Consider the following 15,984-nt stretch of genomic DNA (forward strand, 5'->3'; position numbering starts at 1 on the left):
TACTATTTTCAGGTTTTTATTCTGAAAGATTCGGTAGCGGCATCAAAAACAATGAGGTCTGATGGAAAGATGCTCTCAAAATGCCCTTTTTGGATAAGCTGTTGAGGCGTATCCTGTACTACCTCATTTGGCTTCATCAAAATAATCTTATCGCATAATTGCAGCGCAAGATTGATTTCATGGGTTGCAAAGATCACCGCTTTTCTTGTGCGCAGGCTTAGGTCTTTTAAAAGTTTAAGCACCTGTGCCTTGTGGTACATGTCGAGATGGGAAGTGGGTTCATCGAGGATCATCAGCGGTGTATTCTGTGCCAGGGCACGAGAAATAAGCACTTTTTGTAACTGTCCGTCACTTAGCTCATGGCATTTCTTTTCCTGTATTTCTTCAATCTTAACCAGGGCCAGTGCGTCTTTTACTATTTTTCTGTCGCCGGGGCTAAGTTTTCCTATCCAGTTGGTGTAAGGTTGTCTTCCAAGCGCCACCAGTTCGGCTACGCCAAGGTTTTTTGACAGGGGCTGTTCGGTGAGCACCAGGCTAATCATGGTTGCCAGTCTTTCCGAAGAAATGTTCTTCCTGTTCACTCCGTTGATCTCGATGTGTCCTGAGAGCTCTGGCTGAATACCGCTTACGGTTCTCAAAAATGTCGATTTCCCTACTCCATTTATACCTATCACAGCTACCAGTTCACCTTCGGTAACTGCAATATTAATTCCTGAAGCAACTACTTTTTCCAGTTGTTTCTTCCTGTAACCTATGCTAAGGTTTTCAGTTTTAAGGATGATATGTTTCTTTTCTGCTTCTATGTTCCGAATCTTTAGAAGAGGAATTTTCTTTTTCTTACCAGGAGCCAAATCACCACGGGGGCACCTACCAGTGAAGTTACTGCATTTATGGGTAAAGTATAGTCGCTGCCGGGCATTTGCGCCACGGTGTCGCAAAGTAACATGAGAATGGCACCGCCAAAGATCACTGCCGGCAATAAAATACGGTGATCGTTCACCGGTATTACCTGTCTAATAAGGTGGGGCACTGCCATACCCACAAAGGCCACGGGGCCTGCAAAAGCGGTAATGCTGCCCGCCAAAATACTGGTGGAAATGATGAGCACGGTACGATTACGGCCAATGTTCATTCCCAGACTTCGGGCGTATTGCTCTCCTAAAAGCAGGGAGTTGAGATTTTTTATGCTGAAGAGGGCAATCATCACCCCAAATAACCAGAAAAGGCTAAGAATACCCAGTTCGTTCCAACTGAGATCACCCACACTTCCGTAGGACCAAAAAACATACTGCTGCAGCTGTGCTGCCGGACTAAAATATGCCAGTACGCTTACCACCGCCGAGGTTAGGCTCGCAAACATGAGCCCAATAATGAGAATGGCCATGGTATCTTTTAGCTTGACCGATGCCAGCATTACCGCCATAAGCACGAGTAAACTCCCCAGGCTGGACGCAATTACCACGCCCCATTGGGAGAAAACAATGCCTCCTGCCACACCTCCAAAGATAGTAGCGCCCATGAGTACAAGAGCTACGCCCAGGCTGGCGCCGCTGCTCAATCCCAGCACATACGGCCCGGCTAAAGGGTTCCTGAAAAGCGTTTGCATCAGCATCCCGCTCACCGCAAGGCCTGAACCTACTAAAATGGAGGTAAAAGCTTTTGGCAGGCGGTATTCCATGATAATGTAATGCCAGTTGGTACTGTCTGCTTCCGAAGAAAAAAGTACTGCCAGCACTTCTTCAAAAGGAATATTTACCGATCCAAGGCTAATATTTAAAAGCCATGCCGCTACTGTTGCTCCCAACAAGAGAAATAAAACGATAGTATAGGCACGTGTATTTTGCAACTATTCCAGGGGTTTATAAAAAGTGGAGGTATAGTTGGGGAGCAGCTGGGGGTGAAAAACAGAGATCATGTCTTTCAAAACCAAATCGGGCCGCAAAGGAGCGAGTTCATAGAAAATCACCCCGCCGGTACTCCCTTTTTCACTGGCAAAAGTATAGATATTCCTGTTCTCAAAAGCTTCAAACCTTGCATAGTGGGGAGACGCCTGTAGCATTTGGGTATAAGCTGTGAACTGGCCGGGCCCCATCCAAAAATCGGCATGTGCGGCCTGTGTTAGTACATTTTCAAAAGAAAGGGAAAGGCTGCCTGTGCCTTCTGTCTCTTTAAAAAGGTAATTGGCGTGGGCATCTTCTATAAAAATTGCCTGCCAGGAGTTACCCGCGGGCAGGTACCACTGGTCCTGGTACATGGCACCGGCAACCACATCGGGTTTGTTTTTGGCCTTTTTGGCCAGTTCTTTGGCGCTGAGATACTCTTCTTCTATCTCTTCAAAAAAGGCATTTGCTTCATTCATTTTTCCCAGAAAGGCGCCAAAGAACTTGATCCATTCGGCTTTTCCTAAAGGGGTATGCTCTGTCCAGTCGGCGTTGAACACCACCGGGATTCCGGTTTTTTGGAGCAGGTCAAGGCTCTTGTTGCTGCCATCTACCGAAAAACCTATTACCACATCGGGCTGGAGGTTGAGCAGGCTTTCGGTATTAAGGGCTTCGTTCTTTCCTATTTCCCTGATCTTGCCAGCATCAATGCGTTTGCGGGTTTTTTCAGAAGAAATGTAATCCAGACCGGGAAAGCCCACGAGCAGTTCTTCGGAATTTAGAACCTCAAGCGCCGGAATATGAGTCGTGGAAGTAACCACTACGTTTTTTACCGGAATTTGAACCCGTTGATCAAACTTTACATCCTGTGGTACGGTCGCTCCTTCTTCTGCCAGCAGGTATCTATAGGTCCTGTCGGCATTGGGCCACGGATTTTTTACGGTAATGATCTTATGATCTCCAAAATCGGTGATTGTGAGACCGGAGGCATATTGTATTTCAACTTCTTTTCCCTGCTTTGTTAAGAGCGGAATTTTTTCCTTTTTGTCAGATTTACATCCAAAGCAGATGATAAAAAGTAACAGGCTGTATGTGTAGAGGGTATTTTTCATTGGCACTTCAAAAGTAAGATTATTTAAAATTTTTGAAGTAAAAAGCCCTAAAATGTTTACTTTCGCATTGAATTTTGGTTCGATTGTTTTCTGAAAAAAAATTCCAGAAAGTAAAGACATCGATTAAAAGGGAATCAGGAAAGTTGAATTACGATGTACGAATTTAGAAGTACGAAGTTCATTCAACTTTGAAGGAGGCTTAGGAGATAGTACTTCGTACTTCTAACTTCTAAAATCTAACTTCAAACAAGCCTGAGCTGTTCCCGCAACTGTAAGCTTAGTTCCGATGCGTCGGAATGCCTTTTGTACACTTCATACCACTGTCCTTTATTTTAGGATGGGAAGGTTAACAAAAAGGACGCGAGCCAGGAGACCTGCCATTTTTCATTAATTAAAAACCTTCGGCTTTCGGGAAAAAAGCCTGCGGATGATGAAAAAAAGCACTTTCTACCTTCTATTACTGGCCCTGCTAAATTGGACATCCTCTTTTGCCCAGCTTGACTCTATCAACTATCTCGAAGAGGTATTTGTAAGCGACGTTAAAGTTCGAGAGTTTTCAACCGGCCAAACCCTTATCAAAATTGATGATTCTGTCAGTAAACTCAGTCGTCCTGCGCTAGGAGAGGTCCTGGAGTTCAACTCTCCCATTTATTTTAAGCAGAACGGGCTTGGTATGGTTTCTTCGCCTTCTTTCCGCGGCACCACAGCCTCACAAACTGCAGTTTTGTGGAACGGGATCAATATAAATTCCCAGTTCAACGGGCAGACCGATTTTAATGTTGTTAGTACTGCCGGGGTCGATGAAGTGACTGTGCGCGGTGGCGGAGGAAGTGTCATTTATGGGACGGGAGCTATTGGCGGTACTGTTCACCTCAACAATCGGCTTGCTTTTAACAAGGGTTTCAAAAATGAGGTTTTTCTGCAATATGGCAGCTATAACAGCCTTGATGCCAGGTATAATTTGGAAGCCTCGGGTGAAGTATGGAGTTTAACTATAGCGGGAGCAAGAAACAGTTCTGACAATGATTATGATTATCCCGGAAAAGGGGAGAACCTGAATGGTCAATTTTTCAATAATACGCTTGATGTGGGGCTGGCGTACAAAATCGCTCCCAAAAATTATGTGAGGGTCTTTAGCAGTTTTTCACATGCTGACAGGCATTTTTCGCTTATAAAACCTTCGGAAACTCCTACTAAATACCGGGATATGAACAGCAGGAATTTACTGGAGTGGGAGACGGGGATTGCCCAGTTTAAATCGACTACCAAAATTGCCTTTTTAGATGAAAGCTACAGGTATTATGAAAATCTGAGTTCTAACCGCTTTTCTTTTGGGGAAGCTGAAACTTTTATAGCCCGTAATGACCTGGAATATTTCGGTTTTAAAGACCTTCAGTTGGCTTCGGTGCTTTCAAACACCAATACAAAAGGCGAGGGGTCGGGAATTGATGCTGACAGCCGGAATGTTTTTTCCGCAGCATTTCTTTTAAAGCATCGGGCAACACAAAAATTCTCTTATGAAGCAGGGCTTCGGAAGGAACTGACCAATAATTATGAGAGCCCGGTACTATTTTCAGCAGGAGCAAAATATAGGTTTTCTTCATTTTATACCCTGAAGCTGAATACCTCCAGAAATTTTCGGATTCCCACCTACAATGACCTCTACTGGAACCCGGGAGGAAACCTGGATTTAAAGCCGGAAACTTCACTGCAGGCTGAAATTGGCAACAGTTTTAGCTGGCAGAATTTTGATCTTGACCTTACCGCTTACTATATAGATATACAGGACATGATAAGCTGGGTGCCCGGAACTGGCGGAATATGGCGGCCTCATAATGAAGATGAGGTACGGTCTTATGGCCTGGAAGCATTTTTAGGTTGGGAGAAGAAAGTGGGCAGCGGATTTTTAAACCTTAATGCGATCTATGCCTATACAGCATCCGAAAATCAAAAGACCGGTAAGCAGTTAATATACGTGCCTTACCACAAAGCAACGGCTGCGGCCGGTTATACTTATGGCAGGTGGGAATTTGATTACCAGTTCCTTTTTAATGGAGAGGTTTTCACCCGCTCAAACAATGATTCAAAATATAACCTTGAGGCTTATACCATTTCAAATCTTTCCACTTCTTATGCTTTTGGCCGTGAAAAATCATACAGGTTAGGTGCGCGGGTGAGGAACATTTTTGATGAGACTTATCAAAACGTAGAAGATCGCTGGATGCCCGGCATTAATTTCAATATTTATTTAAATCTTAATTTTTAGTTTATGAAGCTTAGAAAACTATTTTTATTCGGACTCCTTGGCGGGGTTTTCCTTAACTCATGTAGCAGTGATGACGATAATATTAACCCACAACCCGAACCCGAAACCGGCTCTTATGCCGAAGGTTTTTTTGTTTTGAATGAGGGACAAAATCTGGGGTCGGTGACATTTGTAAGTGATGATTTTCAAACTGTAGAGCAGGATATATATGCAGCCGTGAATGATGGAGATGATATTGGGAAGTGGGCACAATCAATTTTTTTTACAGACGAGCTGGCATTTATTATTGGCGGAGGGTCAAATATAATTACCGTAGTAGACAGGTATTCTTTTGAGCTGGTAGGGAAAGTTGAAACAGGATTGCAGGCCCCAAGGTATGGTGCCGTTATTGATGGTAAAGCCTATGTGACCAATCACGCAGGCTGGGAAAGCGTTGAAGACGATTACCTCGTGATCATTGATGTCGAAACTCTTCAAATAGAAGATTCGATAGTTGTAGGGGATGCTGCAGAAACCGTCATTGCTGAAAACGGACTTCTTTATATTCAAAATGCTGCTTATGGTAGCGGCAACTCTGTTTCTGTTTTTAATCCTGCAACAAAAGCTGTTGAGAAAACAATTGAAACAAAAGAAGGATTGAGTGATTTCGAAATCTACAAGGGTAATTTGTATGCCTTAAGTTCAGCCGGATTGCAGGTTAGGAATATAAATAGTGGGGAATTGATTTCAGAAATATCATTTTCTGATGATCTTGCCGGCGCAAGTAAACTTGACGTTGAAGATGATAAGATCTATTACACAGTAGAGGGAGATGTTTTTGCAGTTGGCCTGGATGCTACAGAACCAGCTGAAGCAGCTGTTATTAGCAGTAACAGTGCTAATTTATACGGATTTGATGTAGAAGATGACCATATCTACTTAGCTGATGCCCCTTCATTTTCTGAAAGTGGTATGGTGAGGATCTACACCTTTACCGGGCAATTAGTGGCAGAATTATCAGTTGGTATAGGCCCTAACGGATTTTATTTTAATGACTAAAACAGATATGTTTTAAATGAAAAAATCCCGCGAAAGCGGGATTTTTTATTGGTATGTATTTAGATCTAGTTGCGTTTTGAAGGCAACTCATTGGTGTACATTCTTTGGTAGGTAGGCTGAAACATATCGCTCTCTCCTTCAATCTTAAACCTGTCATTGAGCATTCTTTTTTGTGCAGCAGTTGCCGCCTCTCCGCCAGTCTCTCCTGAAATGGCATTTAAAGCAACCTTTAATAAGGGTTCCTCTGGGTCTCCAAGGGGAAGATAATTAAGGCCTTCTGATGCTTTGATGTCGGGAGTTAAACCGTTGTCGTAATCGCTTTTTCCTACTGAGTTTGCAACTTTTGAAATGAGCGGCTGTATGGCATATTTATGTGAAGGGTTAACGTTCTCTTTGGCGAACATCATGTGATTTGAATCGTACAGGGTTCTTGAACTCTGATACTTTCCTGCAGTATTATCTCCAATGTGAACCACCTCGATGTAAGGATCTAATCCATTAATCAAAAGTTCACTGGCAGAAGCAGAGCCACGGGTGGCAATTATATAAACCCTCGCCAGGTTCAGGCTGTTAATGTCTTCCCCGGTATGTATCTTGTCATTGAACCTGAATTTAACATATTCGGGAGCTTCTGCTTCATAAATCGCTTTCCATTTCTCATTCATAATCAATTCGGCAAGTAACTCGCCTTTAAATCCACCGGTGATCATAGATGAAAGGTCTGAGGCCGTTTCAACCGATCCTCCTCCGTTGTACCTAAGGTCAATTACAAGTTCATCAACGCCTTCAGCTTTAAAGAAACCAAAAGCCTCGTTGAGTTTTGGATCAAAATCTGAAGTAAATCCGTTGTACATAAGGTACCCAACATTTAGGTCGTTATGTTTTAAAACCTTGGCTACGTGAACGGGATTTTCAGCAAGTTCTACACTTGTAAGCTGGGCGGTTTCTCCGCTTAAACCAATCGTATTGTTATTAATTTCGGCATAAGAAACGCTAAAGCTGTCCTGAGACAAAAGCTGGCCTAAATTACCAACAGTCAGTTGCTGCCCGTCAACTTCAAGAAAAATATCCCCGCGTTTGATCCCTGCCTGGTCTGCAGGAGAACCGGGCACTACATATCTTGTGATTATAAAAGCATCGCTTCCACCTCCAATAGTTCCGTAGGCAAAAACCATCCCTGTAGTTTTTTCTATCCCGCTGTAAAGCAATTTTTCCAGCTCGGTATAATCATCCCACATAAAACTGAACCTGTCATGTGAGGCTTTTAAATTTTCATAGGTTTCTTCAGGTTCGTCAAAATCTGCAAAAAAGTCTTTTTTCTCCTGAAGGTTTTTAAAATAACCTTCCTGTAATTCGGGCACTTCGGCTTCATAAAGGTACCAATCGGCCATTGCGCGATGTATGAATAGGTCAACAGTGTAATCCCGTGCATCGGGAGTTATTTCGGGTTCCTTTTCCTGTACATCGTCATCTTTGGAGCAGGAGGTGAAAAATATTCCCAGCAGGAATAGCGGCATAAATAATCTCTTCATTTAAAATACATTTAGTGGTGGCTAAAACTAAGATAATCGCGATTAGTATCAAAGAAAAATGCAAAATATATGTTAAAATTCCACTTTTCAGGTGCCTGGCAGGTCAGGATCTTCGGTATACATCATTTGGTGAAGTAGGTCGTAATTACTGCTTTCTCCTAACACCTCAAAAATGCCATTTTTGACACTCATTTCGGAAGTGCGTCCTTCTATGAGGCTTAACACCGCTGCCAGTAAGGGCTCGTTAGGATCTCCCAATACTCCGAGATCTGTAAAATCTTCTTTTATTTCTACATCGGGAGAAAGCCCTTCGGAATAATCGGTGACATTATTTACGTTCAGGCTCTTATAAATTAGGGGCTGTACCGCGTAAGAATGCCCAGTATTTGCTCCGTTTCTGCGGAAGTTTGGCGAATCGTAAAGCGTAGTGGAAGCCTGAAATTTTCCGGTAGTGTTTTCCCCTACCTGAATCACATCGATGTATGGCTTAAGTCCGTTGATCACCAGCTCGCTGGCCGAGGCAGTCCGTAAAGTAGTAATGAAATAGACCTTTCCCAGTCCCAGGCTGTTTATGGCTGCTCCTGTTCTTATTTTATCGTCAAAAAGATTGACCAGACTTTCTGGGGCGGTAGATTCTAAAAGTTCCTGATATTCTTCATTCCACTGTTCTTTGCTGAAGATCTCCCCGGTGAACTGTCCCGTGATCATACTGGCCAAATCGCTGGCAGTCTCCACCGAACCCCCGCCATTATATCGCAGGTCTACAATTAAATCCTGAACTCCTTCGGCTTTGAAGTATGCAAAAGTATTGTTTAAAACATCATCAAAAGTGCCTGTAAATCCGTTGTACATGAGATAGCCTACCGTACCATTTGTTGTTTCAAAGGTTGTGGCGATATAAACAGGATTGGTGGTATACTCTTCTTTTTGCAGGTTTATGGTCTCTCCTGTAGCGATGATCTCACCTTCAGTGAACTCTGCCATACCTATAGTGTAACTTTGCTGTTGCAGCAGTCTTGAATAATTTTCACGGTGGAGTTCTACGCCATCTATGCTGTTGAACAAATCTCCTCTCTTTACTCCCTGCTCTTCAGCTGAAGTATTGGGCAAAACATACCGCACATAACCCACTACGTTTTGGGAGCCTGGAGGATAGGCCACCACGCCATACTGCATTCCGTTTGAAGTATTGATGCCGTCAAGCAACTTTTCCAAAGCCCTGTAATCCTGCACCAAAAAACTGAAATCATCAAAATCGGCTACCAGGCCTTCATAAAAAAGTTCTTCGGGAGATGAATAACCTCTAAGAAATTCGTTGAGTTCTTCCTGGTTGGCAAAACGATCATCGGCAAGATTGGGAACATCGGCCTTGTAGAGATACATATCGTTCATAGCCCGCCAAATAAAATTTTTAATTTCCAATTCGTCCGAAGCTACAAGTACGTCATCACGGTCATCATGGCAACCATAGATAAACAGCAACATGAAAAAAGAGAGGAGTAATTTCGGGGTAGATTTCATAGCTTTATCCATATTTATCACTTTAAATGTAATACGAATAAATATACTTTTTAATATTTATTGGTAACAAAGTACCTTCAACGTCGTCGTAAAGGAAAGGGGCCTAAAAAAGCCCTGCCAACCAAACCAAAATGAAACAGCATACTTTTATAAATCTCATGAAACCGGTGCAGGACAAGATGTACAGGCTTGCCTTAAGGCTACTGGTTTCAAAAGAGGCTGCAGAAGATGCGACACAGGAAGTGATGTTGAAGCTTTGGAGCCGTAAAGAGAAATTGAGTTCTTATAACAATGTAGAGGCCTTTGCCATGACCGTTACCCGGAACCATTGTCTCGATCAACTTAAGCTGAAACAGAACAATAACCTGCGCATTGTTCACAGCAATTACGAGTGTGGTGAAACTTCACTGCAGCACAAAGTAGAGATACAGGATGACCTGAACTGGGTGGAGAAGATCATTGCCGAGCTACCTGAACAGCAAAAGATCCTCATCCAGTTAAGGGAGGTGGAGCAGTATGAGTATGAAGAGATAGCTAAAATGACCCAAATGAACCAGACAGCTATACGGGTAGCTTTAAGCAGGGCCCGAAAAAAAATAAAAGAAGAAATGATTAAAAGACACCGCTATGGAATCGCAAATAATTGAGAAACTGCTAGACCGCTACTTCGAAGCCGAAACCACGGGAGAAGAAGAAGCCCGCCTAAAGAACTATTTTAGTTCGGGTGAGGTCGCGCCACACCTGCAACAGTACATTCCCATGTTCTGTTACTTTGACCAGGCAAAGACCGAAAAGCTTGAGAGGAAAGTTGCTTATACACCTCATAAAAACAGGCTGGAGCCGGGCAGGAAAAAAGTGTATTCGTGGGTAGCAATCGCCACTTCTATTGTGATCTTCCTGGGAGTTGTAATACAGCAGGAAAACCAGGTGAGCGAGTTTGGCACTTACGAAGATCCCGAACTGGCTATGCAAAAAACCAGGGAAGCCCTTGAGATGATGTCCCTGTATATGAACGCCGGCACCGAAGATCTTAGCTACATAGAAGAATTTAATAATACTAAAGATAAAATTGTAAAATAACCCAAAAATCAAAATCATGAAAAAGTTCAGCCTTGCCTTACTGGCACTTATATTACCCTTTCTTTCGGGAGCTCAAACCTTTGATAAATATGAGGGCATGAAAGAAGTAGACGCGGTAGTGGTAACAAGTAAAATGTTCAAGTTACTCACTAAAATTGACCTTAATGCCGATGATCCTGAAACCCAGGCTTACATTGATCTTATTGAGAACCTTAAGGAGATGAAAGTGCTTTCAACAACCAAAGAGAACATTCGTCAGCAAATGGCTCTTGATGTGGCATCATACATCAAAAAAGGCAGTATGGAAGAGCTTATGAGAGTGTCTGAAGACGGCAAAACAGTGCGTTTTTATTACAAACCCGGCAAAAATGACGATTACGTGAGCCAGTTGTTTATGTTCATGGAAGGTGAAGACAAGAATAAACCCATGTCGGTCATCCTTAACATTACCGGAGAAATCAACCTTGCGCAGGTGTCAAAACTTGCCAACGACTTCAAGATTCCGGGAGGAGAAGAACTCGAAAAAGTAGAAACAAAATAAGATGAAAAATTCAGTTTTTATACTGGTACTACTATGCCTTGGGTTTGTTTCCTGTAACAATGAAACCAGTCTTCAGGAGTTTTATGTAGAGCATCAAAATGATAACCAGTACCTGGCATTCGACATTCCTGTAAGTTTACTAACAGGTGATAATTCTGCCCTTACCGCCGAACAAAAGGCTACTATGGAAACTATTAAGAAAGTGAATATTCTGGGATTTCCATTAAAAGGAGAGAACAAGGGAGAATATGAAGCAGAAAAAGAGCGGTTAACGTCTATTCTGAAGGCTGATAAATACCAGCAGCTTATGCGGTACGGCGGGGGCACACGAAAAGCTGAACTTTACTACCTGGGCGAAGAAGATGCCATTGACGAACTGATTGTATTTGGAAGCGATGATGAAAAAGGCTTCGGAATAGCACGTCTTACCGGAAATGACATGAATCCTGAAGCCCTTATACGTCTCCTGAAGTCTTTTGAAAAAGGAGAACTCAATGTTGCCGGATTACCAAAATTAGAAGGCTTCCTTGATTAAAAACTTATCCTGCAAAGGGAAAGAGGTCTCAAAAATGTCATTTTTGAGACCTCTTTTTTTATAGTGTATTTTAGTTTCAGTAGAATTTTTCAGTTTTACCGACTACCGACTACCGACTACTAAATTCCCGTGTAGTTCTGCGGACTAATTTGTCGCAGCTCCTGTTTAATTTCTTCAGAAACATCCAGTTGCCCAATAAATGCTGAAATACTGTCTTTATCGATCTTTTCATTGGTTCTGGTAAGTCCTTTCAACGCTTCGTAAGGATTGGGATAACCTTCCCTTCTCAAGATCGTCTGGATGGCTTCGGCAACCACAGCCCAGTTCTTTTCAAGATCCTCATCTAGCTTAGCCTCATTCAGCAGCAGTTTATTCAGTCCTTTTAGGGTAGAGGCGAAACCAATCAAGGTATGGCCAAATGGTACTCCTATATTGCGCAATACAGTACTATCAGTAAGATCGCGCTGTAAACGACTCACAGGCAACTTAGCCGATAGGTGCTCAAAAAGGGCATTTGCGATACCTAAATTTCCTTCACTGTTTTCAAAATCAATAGGATTTACTTTATGTGGCATTGCCGAAGAACCTACTTCCCCTTCTTTTATCTTCTGTTTAAAATAATCCATCGAAACGTAAGACCAAACGTCTTTGTCTAAATCGAGAATTATGGTATTGATGCGCTTCAAGGCATCAAAAAGAGAGGCCATATGGTCGTAATGCTCAATTTGGGTAGTGGGAAAAGAATAGTACAGGCCAAGGGAGCCTTTCACAAAATCTTTTCCAAAATTTTTCCAGTTGATATGTTGAAAAGCCACTTTATGGGCATTGAAGTTGCCGGTAGCTCCTCCAAATTTTGCTGCATTTGGAATATCCTGCAAAAACCTGATCTGTTCTTTAAGCCTCACCACAAAGACCTTTATTTCTTTGCCAAGGCGGGTGGGAGAGGCCGGTTGGCCATGGGTTCTCGCCAGCATGGGCACTTCCTTCCAGTCGGTAGCCAGTTGTTCCAGTTTTTCGACAAGCCCGGTAAGCGCCGGATTGTAAACTTCCTCGAGTGCTTCTTTAATGCTAAGAGGCACGGCCGTATTGTTAATGTCCTGGGAAGTTAAACCAAAGTGGATAAATTCCTTATATGCTGAAAGGCCCAGGCTATCGAATTTATTTTTAATAAAATATTCTACAGCCTTAACATCGTGATTGGTCGTGTTCTCTATCTTTTTTATTTCCAGGGCATCTTCAGTAGAAAATTCAGAATAAATTTTACGCAACGCCGGAAAAACTGATTGATCAACTCCCTGTAATTGTGGTAGCCCGTGTTCGGCCAGGGCAATAAAATATTCGATTTCTACCCGTACCCGGTATTTGATCAGGGCCTGTTCGCTAAAATAGTTTGCAAGTTGCTGAGTTTTGGAAGAATATCTGCCATCTATAGGAGATATTGCCTGAAGAGAAGTCATGAGTGTTGGTTAAAAATTTAAAGGCTAAAGATACATTTTAAGGTGCAACCGTAAAAAGTATTTATTCTTTATGTTCACTCCGAATCCTGCAACAGTTCTTTCACCAGTTTTGGAACTCCTGTCGAGGCTTTTTCTGAAAAGATCTTCAGGTGCCTGGTTTCCTTTACAGCGGGTTTGGGATCTATAAAATACACCGGAATTCCTTCGGGAGCGTAATGTAAAAGTCCGGCAGCAGGGTACACCTGCATGGAGGTGCCAATAATTAGGAGAATATCGGCTTCCATAGTGATTTGTATAGCCGGTTGCATCATGGGTACAGCTTCACCAAACCAAACAACGTGTGGCCGCAGCTGGCGTTGATGTTCACAAAAATCTCCAGTCACCAAATCCCCCTCCCAATCCAGCACCAGGTCTTCATCAAAAGTACTGCGTACCTTTTTTAGCTCTCCGTGAAGGTGGATCACATTTTTGCTGCCCGCCCGCTCATGCAGGTCGTCTACATTCTGGGTGATAATATGCACATCGTACTTCTTTTCGAGTTCTTTAAGCGCTTTATGAGCGGGATTAGGATCTACCGTTTGTAGTTGCCGCCTGCGTTTATTATAAAAATCAAGCACGAGCTCCTGGTTGCGTTCCCAGCCCATGGGAGAGGCAACTTCCATTACATCATGGCCTTCCCACAGCCCGTCTGCATCTCTAAATGTGTTGATTCCGCTTTCTGCACTTATCCCGGCACCTGTAAGCACTACGATTTTTTTCATTTCTGAAAGATTTGATTTCTAAAATGTAAGCAGTTTTATTGAGAAATCATAACGTAAAAGTCTATTTCCTTACCTCTCAAAAAGGGTAAAATCGGGAAGTATTTGCTACTTTCGCCGGCATGGAAGAGCATCTTAAACTGCTGTCATACCTCGAGACTTTTCTTACTACAAGGAGAAAAGAGCTTTTTAAGAAGGTTATTGCAAAGCGCACCAATCATTTTACTGTGGCTACCCAGGATGTTTACCAACTTCACAACACGAGTGCGGTGATACGCAGCTGCGACGTTTTTGGGGTGCAAAATGTACATGTGGTAGAGGAGGTGAACGTTAAAAAAATTGATCGTGAAATTGCTATGGGGGCACAAAAGTGGGTGGATATTAATCGTTATACCTCTACTCAAAGCTGCGTTAAAAGCCTGCGGAAAAATGGTTACAGGATCATTGCCACATCTCCTCATGAAGGCACACTACTTCAGGATTTTGACATTTCACAACCCGCTGCACTTTTTTTTGGTACCGAAACTAAAGGCCTTTCGCAGGAAGTGCTGGAAGAAGCAGATGAATTTTTACAAATCCCTATGGTTGGCTTTACCGAGAGTCTGAATATTTCGGTTTCCGCAGCCATTATTTTACAAAGTTTAAGTTCCAGATTAAGGAATAGCGATATCAACTGGCAACTTTCACAGGAGGAGCAGGTAATGAAACAGATTGATTGGGCAAGGAAGAATTTGAAAAATTATGCCGAAATTCTTTCACGCTTCAAGGCAACACAATAAATTTATTTACTTTTAGATCCCTATAGTTAAAGAATATGACTCTTTTCTTTTATGTCATCATTGGCATTATCACCTTTGTGGCATTTTTACATGCGTGGGCAAAGAAAGAATACAACGTAAGCCACACGGTGGTGATCAATCGCCCTAAAGCTGAAGTGTATGCATTTGTACGCCAGTTAAAAAAACAACCGCTGTGGATTCCCTGGTATCTTGATGATCCAAAAGTGGTGATCAAGTTTAAAGGGGAAGATGGTAAAGTGGGAGCAACTTCTTACTGGAAAGGGCGCAATAACATTGAAGGCATTCAAAAGATCGTGAAGATAAAGGAAGGAAAGGTCCTGGAGACCCAACTGCTGTTCATTAAACCCTATAAATCTTTATCCCTTCTTTATGTAGCCGTTAAAGAAATGGATTCTAACCGCACTAAAATGGTGTGGGGAGTAAAGGGAGTTCATAAATTTCCCGCCTCAGTAATTATGCTTTTCTACGGAATGGAACGTGCTTTAGGGAAGCATTTTGAAGCAGGTTTGTATAACCTGAAGACTCACCTGGAAAGGAACAAATTAAATTAAAACTGAAGGTTTACAGGAGGTGTTTTAAAGTTTCTTCCTGCATGTTACAAATCAAGTATAAAAAAAGAAGTCCCAAAAATGTCATTTTTGGAACCTCTTTTTTTAATTTACTATCTGTTCAAAACCTTGTATTCTTCGTAACAGCCGCTCATCGCATCCAGTATCTGCAAGTCGTTTGCGTTATTTATAAAGTCGGTAGAATAGTTGCAGCGACGCAGCACTTCATCTATGTCCATTCGGTTTATTCCCAGAACGGCCATAAGGGTTTGCCTGTCAAACTTGCTTTGCAAAAGATTCCGGATCTTATCATCCTGCTTCATTTCGCGTAGCTTTTTCATTTGTTTGGGCTGGCGTCCAAAGATGTTGTACAGCGCATCGGCCGGATTAAAGATGGCACCCAAAGCTCTTGAAATGGCGTTAGGGCTGTATTCTCCTCCTTCATATCCCTGGTTTAACCCAGAGATGCTGTAGCGGTAATTTTCATAGATTGGAATGTTTTTAGCGTCAATCTCCAGGTAACCTGTTAACTGTATTGGGCTTACAACCACTTCTTCTAAAGCGATCCCCAGTTCGGTCATTTTTACCTTAACCTCCCCGTACTTAAGCCAGTCATTGGTAACCCTCACCCGTATGGATTTAAATCCGAGGTAAGAGAAATACAGGGTGTCATTTACTTCGGCCTGGATTTTAAAGTGTCCATCTTCAGCAGAGACGGAGCCAATTACCTGGTTGAGGTTTACAATATGTGCATTCTCAATAGGCACGTTGTTGGCTGCATTAAGAACTTTACCTGAGACCACAGTAGTTTCCTGGCCTAAGGCCACGAAACTGAAAAGCAGGAAGAGAGGGGTTAAAAACTTTTTCATGCTATGGATTAAGCTTTTTTGGTACTTTGAAAAAACTGTACCAAAAA

General features: G+C 42.5%; 16 protein-coding genes and 1 riboswitch. Of the genes, 8 read left to right on the top strand and 8 right to left on the bottom strand.

What is annotated here, in order from left to right; genetic code table 11:
• Positions 1 to 8: 8 nt before the first annotated feature.
• From V5739_RS11970 to V5739_RS11980, 3 genes are read right to left on the bottom strand one after another with little or no spacing between them, the layout of a single operon-like run.
• Positions 9 to 851, bottom strand: coding sequence for an ABC transporter ATP-binding protein (locus tag V5739_RS11970; protein ID WP_423818340.1), 843 nt, complete (start codon positions 849 to 851; stop codon positions 9 to 11).
• Positions 815 to 1,846, bottom strand: a complete 1,032-nt coding sequence (locus V5739_RS11975; protein WP_266067740.1) for an iron ABC transporter permease — start codon at positions 1,844 to 1,846, stop codon at positions 815 to 817. The genes V5739_RS11970 and V5739_RS11975 overlap by 37 nt, the downstream gene beginning before the upstream one ends.
• Entirely contained in the window at positions 1,847 to 2,992 is a 1,146-nt protein-coding gene (locus V5739_RS11980) for an ABC transporter substrate-binding protein (RefSeq protein WP_423818341.1), read from the bottom strand. It lies immediately after the preceding gene.
• Positions 2,993 to 3,050: 58 nt separating this feature from the next.
• Positions 3,051 to 3,388: riboswitch (cobalamin riboswitch) on the top strand.
• A 31-nt stretch (positions 3,389 to 3,419) separates the two neighbouring features.
• Between V5739_RS11980 and V5739_RS11985 the strand changes: the two genes are divergently transcribed.
• Together V5739_RS11985 and V5739_RS11990 are read left to right on the top strand one after the other, a co-directional pair.
• Positions 3,420 to 5,258 carry a TonB-dependent receptor plug domain-containing protein gene (locus V5739_RS11985; protein ID WP_423818342.1) on the top strand — a complete coding sequence of 613 codons (1,839 nt, stop codon included), beginning with the start codon at positions 3,420 to 3,422 and terminating at the stop codon, positions 5,256 to 5,258.
• 3 nt (positions 5,259 to 5,261) lie between these two features.
• Positions 5,262 to 6,296 (top strand): YncE family protein, encoded by a 1,035-nt coding sequence (locus V5739_RS11990; protein WP_423818343.1) that lies wholly within the window; start codon positions 5,262 to 5,264, stop codon positions 6,294 to 6,296.
• 65 nt (positions 6,297 to 6,361) lie between these two features.
• On the opposite strand, the gene V5739_RS11995 is transcribed toward V5739_RS11990, so the two are convergent.
• Positions 6,362 to 7,828, bottom strand: a complete 1,467-nt coding sequence (locus V5739_RS11995) for a S41 family peptidase (protein WP_423818344.1) — start codon at positions 7,826 to 7,828, stop codon at positions 6,362 to 6,364.
• An 87-nt stretch (positions 7,829 to 7,915) separates the two neighbouring features.
• Entirely contained in the window at positions 7,916 to 9,349 is a 1,434-nt protein-coding gene (locus tag V5739_RS12000) for a S41 family peptidase (protein ID WP_423818345.1), read from the bottom strand.
• Between the two features lie 131 nt (positions 9,350 to 9,480).
• Here V5739_RS12000 and V5739_RS12005 point away from each other — a divergent pair, with 131 nt between their 5' ends.
• From V5739_RS12005 to V5739_RS12020, 4 genes are read left to right on the top strand one after another with little or no spacing between them, the layout of a single operon-like run.
• Positions 9,481 to 9,996, top strand: a complete 516-nt coding sequence (locus tag V5739_RS12005; protein ID WP_423818346.1) for an RNA polymerase sigma factor — start codon at positions 9,481 to 9,483, stop codon at positions 9,994 to 9,996.
• Positions 9,977 to 10,429 (top strand): hypothetical protein, encoded by a 453-nt coding sequence (locus tag V5739_RS12010; protein ID WP_423818347.1) that lies wholly within the window; start codon positions 9,977 to 9,979, stop codon positions 10,427 to 10,429. Before V5739_RS12005 ends, V5739_RS12010 begins: the two co-directional genes overlap by 20 nt.
• A 16-nt stretch (positions 10,430 to 10,445) precedes the next feature.
• Positions 10,446 to 10,970, top strand: a complete 525-nt coding sequence (locus V5739_RS12015) for a DUF4252 domain-containing protein (protein ID WP_266067732.1) — start codon at positions 10,446 to 10,448, stop codon at positions 10,968 to 10,970.
• Between the two features lies 1 nt (position 10,971).
• Positions 10,972 to 11,505 (top strand): DUF4252 domain-containing protein, encoded by a 534-nt coding sequence (locus V5739_RS12020; RefSeq protein WP_266067731.1) that lies wholly within the window; start codon positions 10,972 to 10,974, stop codon positions 11,503 to 11,505.
• 119 nt (positions 11,506 to 11,624) lie between these two features.
• Here the strand turns inward: V5739_RS12020 and purB are convergent, their stop codons facing one another.
• Both purB and V5739_RS12030 read right to left on the bottom strand, forming a co-directional pair.
• A complete protein-coding gene (gene purB / locus V5739_RS12025; RefSeq protein WP_423818348.1) occupies positions 11,625 to 12,962 on the bottom strand; it encodes an adenylosuccinate lyase in 1,338 nt (445 codons plus the stop codon).
• Between the two features lie 74 nt (positions 12,963 to 13,036).
• Entirely contained in the window at positions 13,037 to 13,723 is a 687-nt protein-coding gene (locus V5739_RS12030; protein WP_423818349.1) for an SIR2 family NAD-dependent protein deacylase, read from the bottom strand.
• A gap of 119 nt (positions 13,724 to 13,842) precedes the next feature.
• Here V5739_RS12030 and V5739_RS12035 point away from each other — a divergent pair, with 119 nt between their 5' ends.
• Both V5739_RS12035 and V5739_RS12040 read left to right on the top strand, forming a co-directional pair.
• Positions 13,843 to 14,499: a TrmH family RNA methyltransferase gene (locus tag V5739_RS12035; protein ID WP_423818350.1), complete on the top strand. Its 657-nt coding sequence runs from the start codon at positions 13,843 to 13,845 to the stop codon at positions 14,497 to 14,499.
• Between the two features lie 35 nt (positions 14,500 to 14,534).
• Positions 14,535 to 15,071, top strand: a complete 537-nt coding sequence (locus V5739_RS12040; RefSeq protein ID WP_423818351.1) for an SRPBCC family protein — start codon at positions 14,535 to 14,537, stop codon at positions 15,069 to 15,071.
• A 110-nt stretch (positions 15,072 to 15,181) separates the two neighbouring features.
• Here the strand turns inward: V5739_RS12040 and V5739_RS12045 are convergent, their stop codons facing one another.
• Positions 15,182 to 15,937, bottom strand: a complete 756-nt coding sequence (locus tag V5739_RS12045; protein WP_423818352.1) for a carboxypeptidase-like regulatory domain-containing protein — start codon at positions 15,935 to 15,937, stop codon at positions 15,182 to 15,184.
• Positions 15,938 to 15,984: the final 47 nt, after the last annotated feature.

Origin of the sequence: Salinimicrobium sp. TIG7-5_MAKvit, from assembly GCF_049569215.1 — a bacterium.
In the GTDB taxonomy this organism is placed as follows: Bacteria; Bacteroidota; Bacteroidia; order Flavobacteriales; family Flavobacteriaceae; genus Salinimicrobium; species Salinimicrobium profundisediminis.

Coding starts and splice junctions, on each gene's coding strand:
- V5739_RS12000 (WP_423818345.1), bottom strand. CDS start 9,349: ATGAAATCTACCCCGAAATTACTCCTCTCTTTTTTCATGTTGCTGTTT.
- V5739_RS11985 (WP_423818342.1), top strand. CDS start 3,420: ATGATGAAAAAAAGCACTTTCTACCTTCTATTACTGGCCCTGCTAAAT.
- V5739_RS12010 (WP_423818347.1), top strand. CDS start 9,977: ATGGAATCGCAAATAATTGAGAAACTGCTAGACCGCTACTTCGAAGCC.
- V5739_RS12035 (WP_423818350.1), top strand. CDS start 13,843: ATGGAAGAGCATCTTAAACTGCTGTCATACCTCGAGACTTTTCTTACT.
- V5739_RS12045 (WP_423818352.1), bottom strand. CDS start 15,937: ATGAAAAAGTTTTTAACCCCTCTCTTCCTGCTTTTCAGTTTCGTGGCC.
- V5739_RS11990 (WP_423818343.1), top strand. CDS start 5,262: ATGAAGCTTAGAAAACTATTTTTATTCGGACTCCTTGGCGGGGTTTTC.
- V5739_RS11980 (WP_423818341.1), bottom strand. CDS start 2,992: ATGAAAAATACCCTCTACACATACAGCCTGTTACTTTTTATCATCTGC.
- V5739_RS12015 (WP_266067732.1), top strand. CDS start 10,446: ATGAAAAAGTTCAGCCTTGCCTTACTGGCACTTATATTACCCTTTCTT.
- V5739_RS12005 (WP_423818346.1), top strand. CDS start 9,481: ATGAAACAGCATACTTTTATAAATCTCATGAAACCGGTGCAGGACAAG.
- V5739_RS12040 (WP_423818351.1), top strand. CDS start 14,535: ATGACTCTTTTCTTTTATGTCATCATTGGCATTATCACCTTTGTGGCA.
- V5739_RS12030 (WP_423818349.1), bottom strand. CDS start 13,723: ATGAAAAAAATCGTAGTGCTTACAGGTGCCGGGATAAGTGCAGAAAGC.
- purB (WP_423818348.1), bottom strand. CDS start 12,962: ATGACTTCTCTTCAGGCAATATCTCCTATAGATGGCAGATATTCTTCC.
- V5739_RS11995 (WP_423818344.1), bottom strand. CDS start 7,828: ATGAAGAGATTATTTATGCCGCTATTCCTGCTGGGAATATTTTTCACC.
- V5739_RS12020 (WP_266067731.1), top strand. CDS start 10,972: ATGAAAAATTCAGTTTTTATACTGGTACTACTATGCCTTGGGTTTGTT.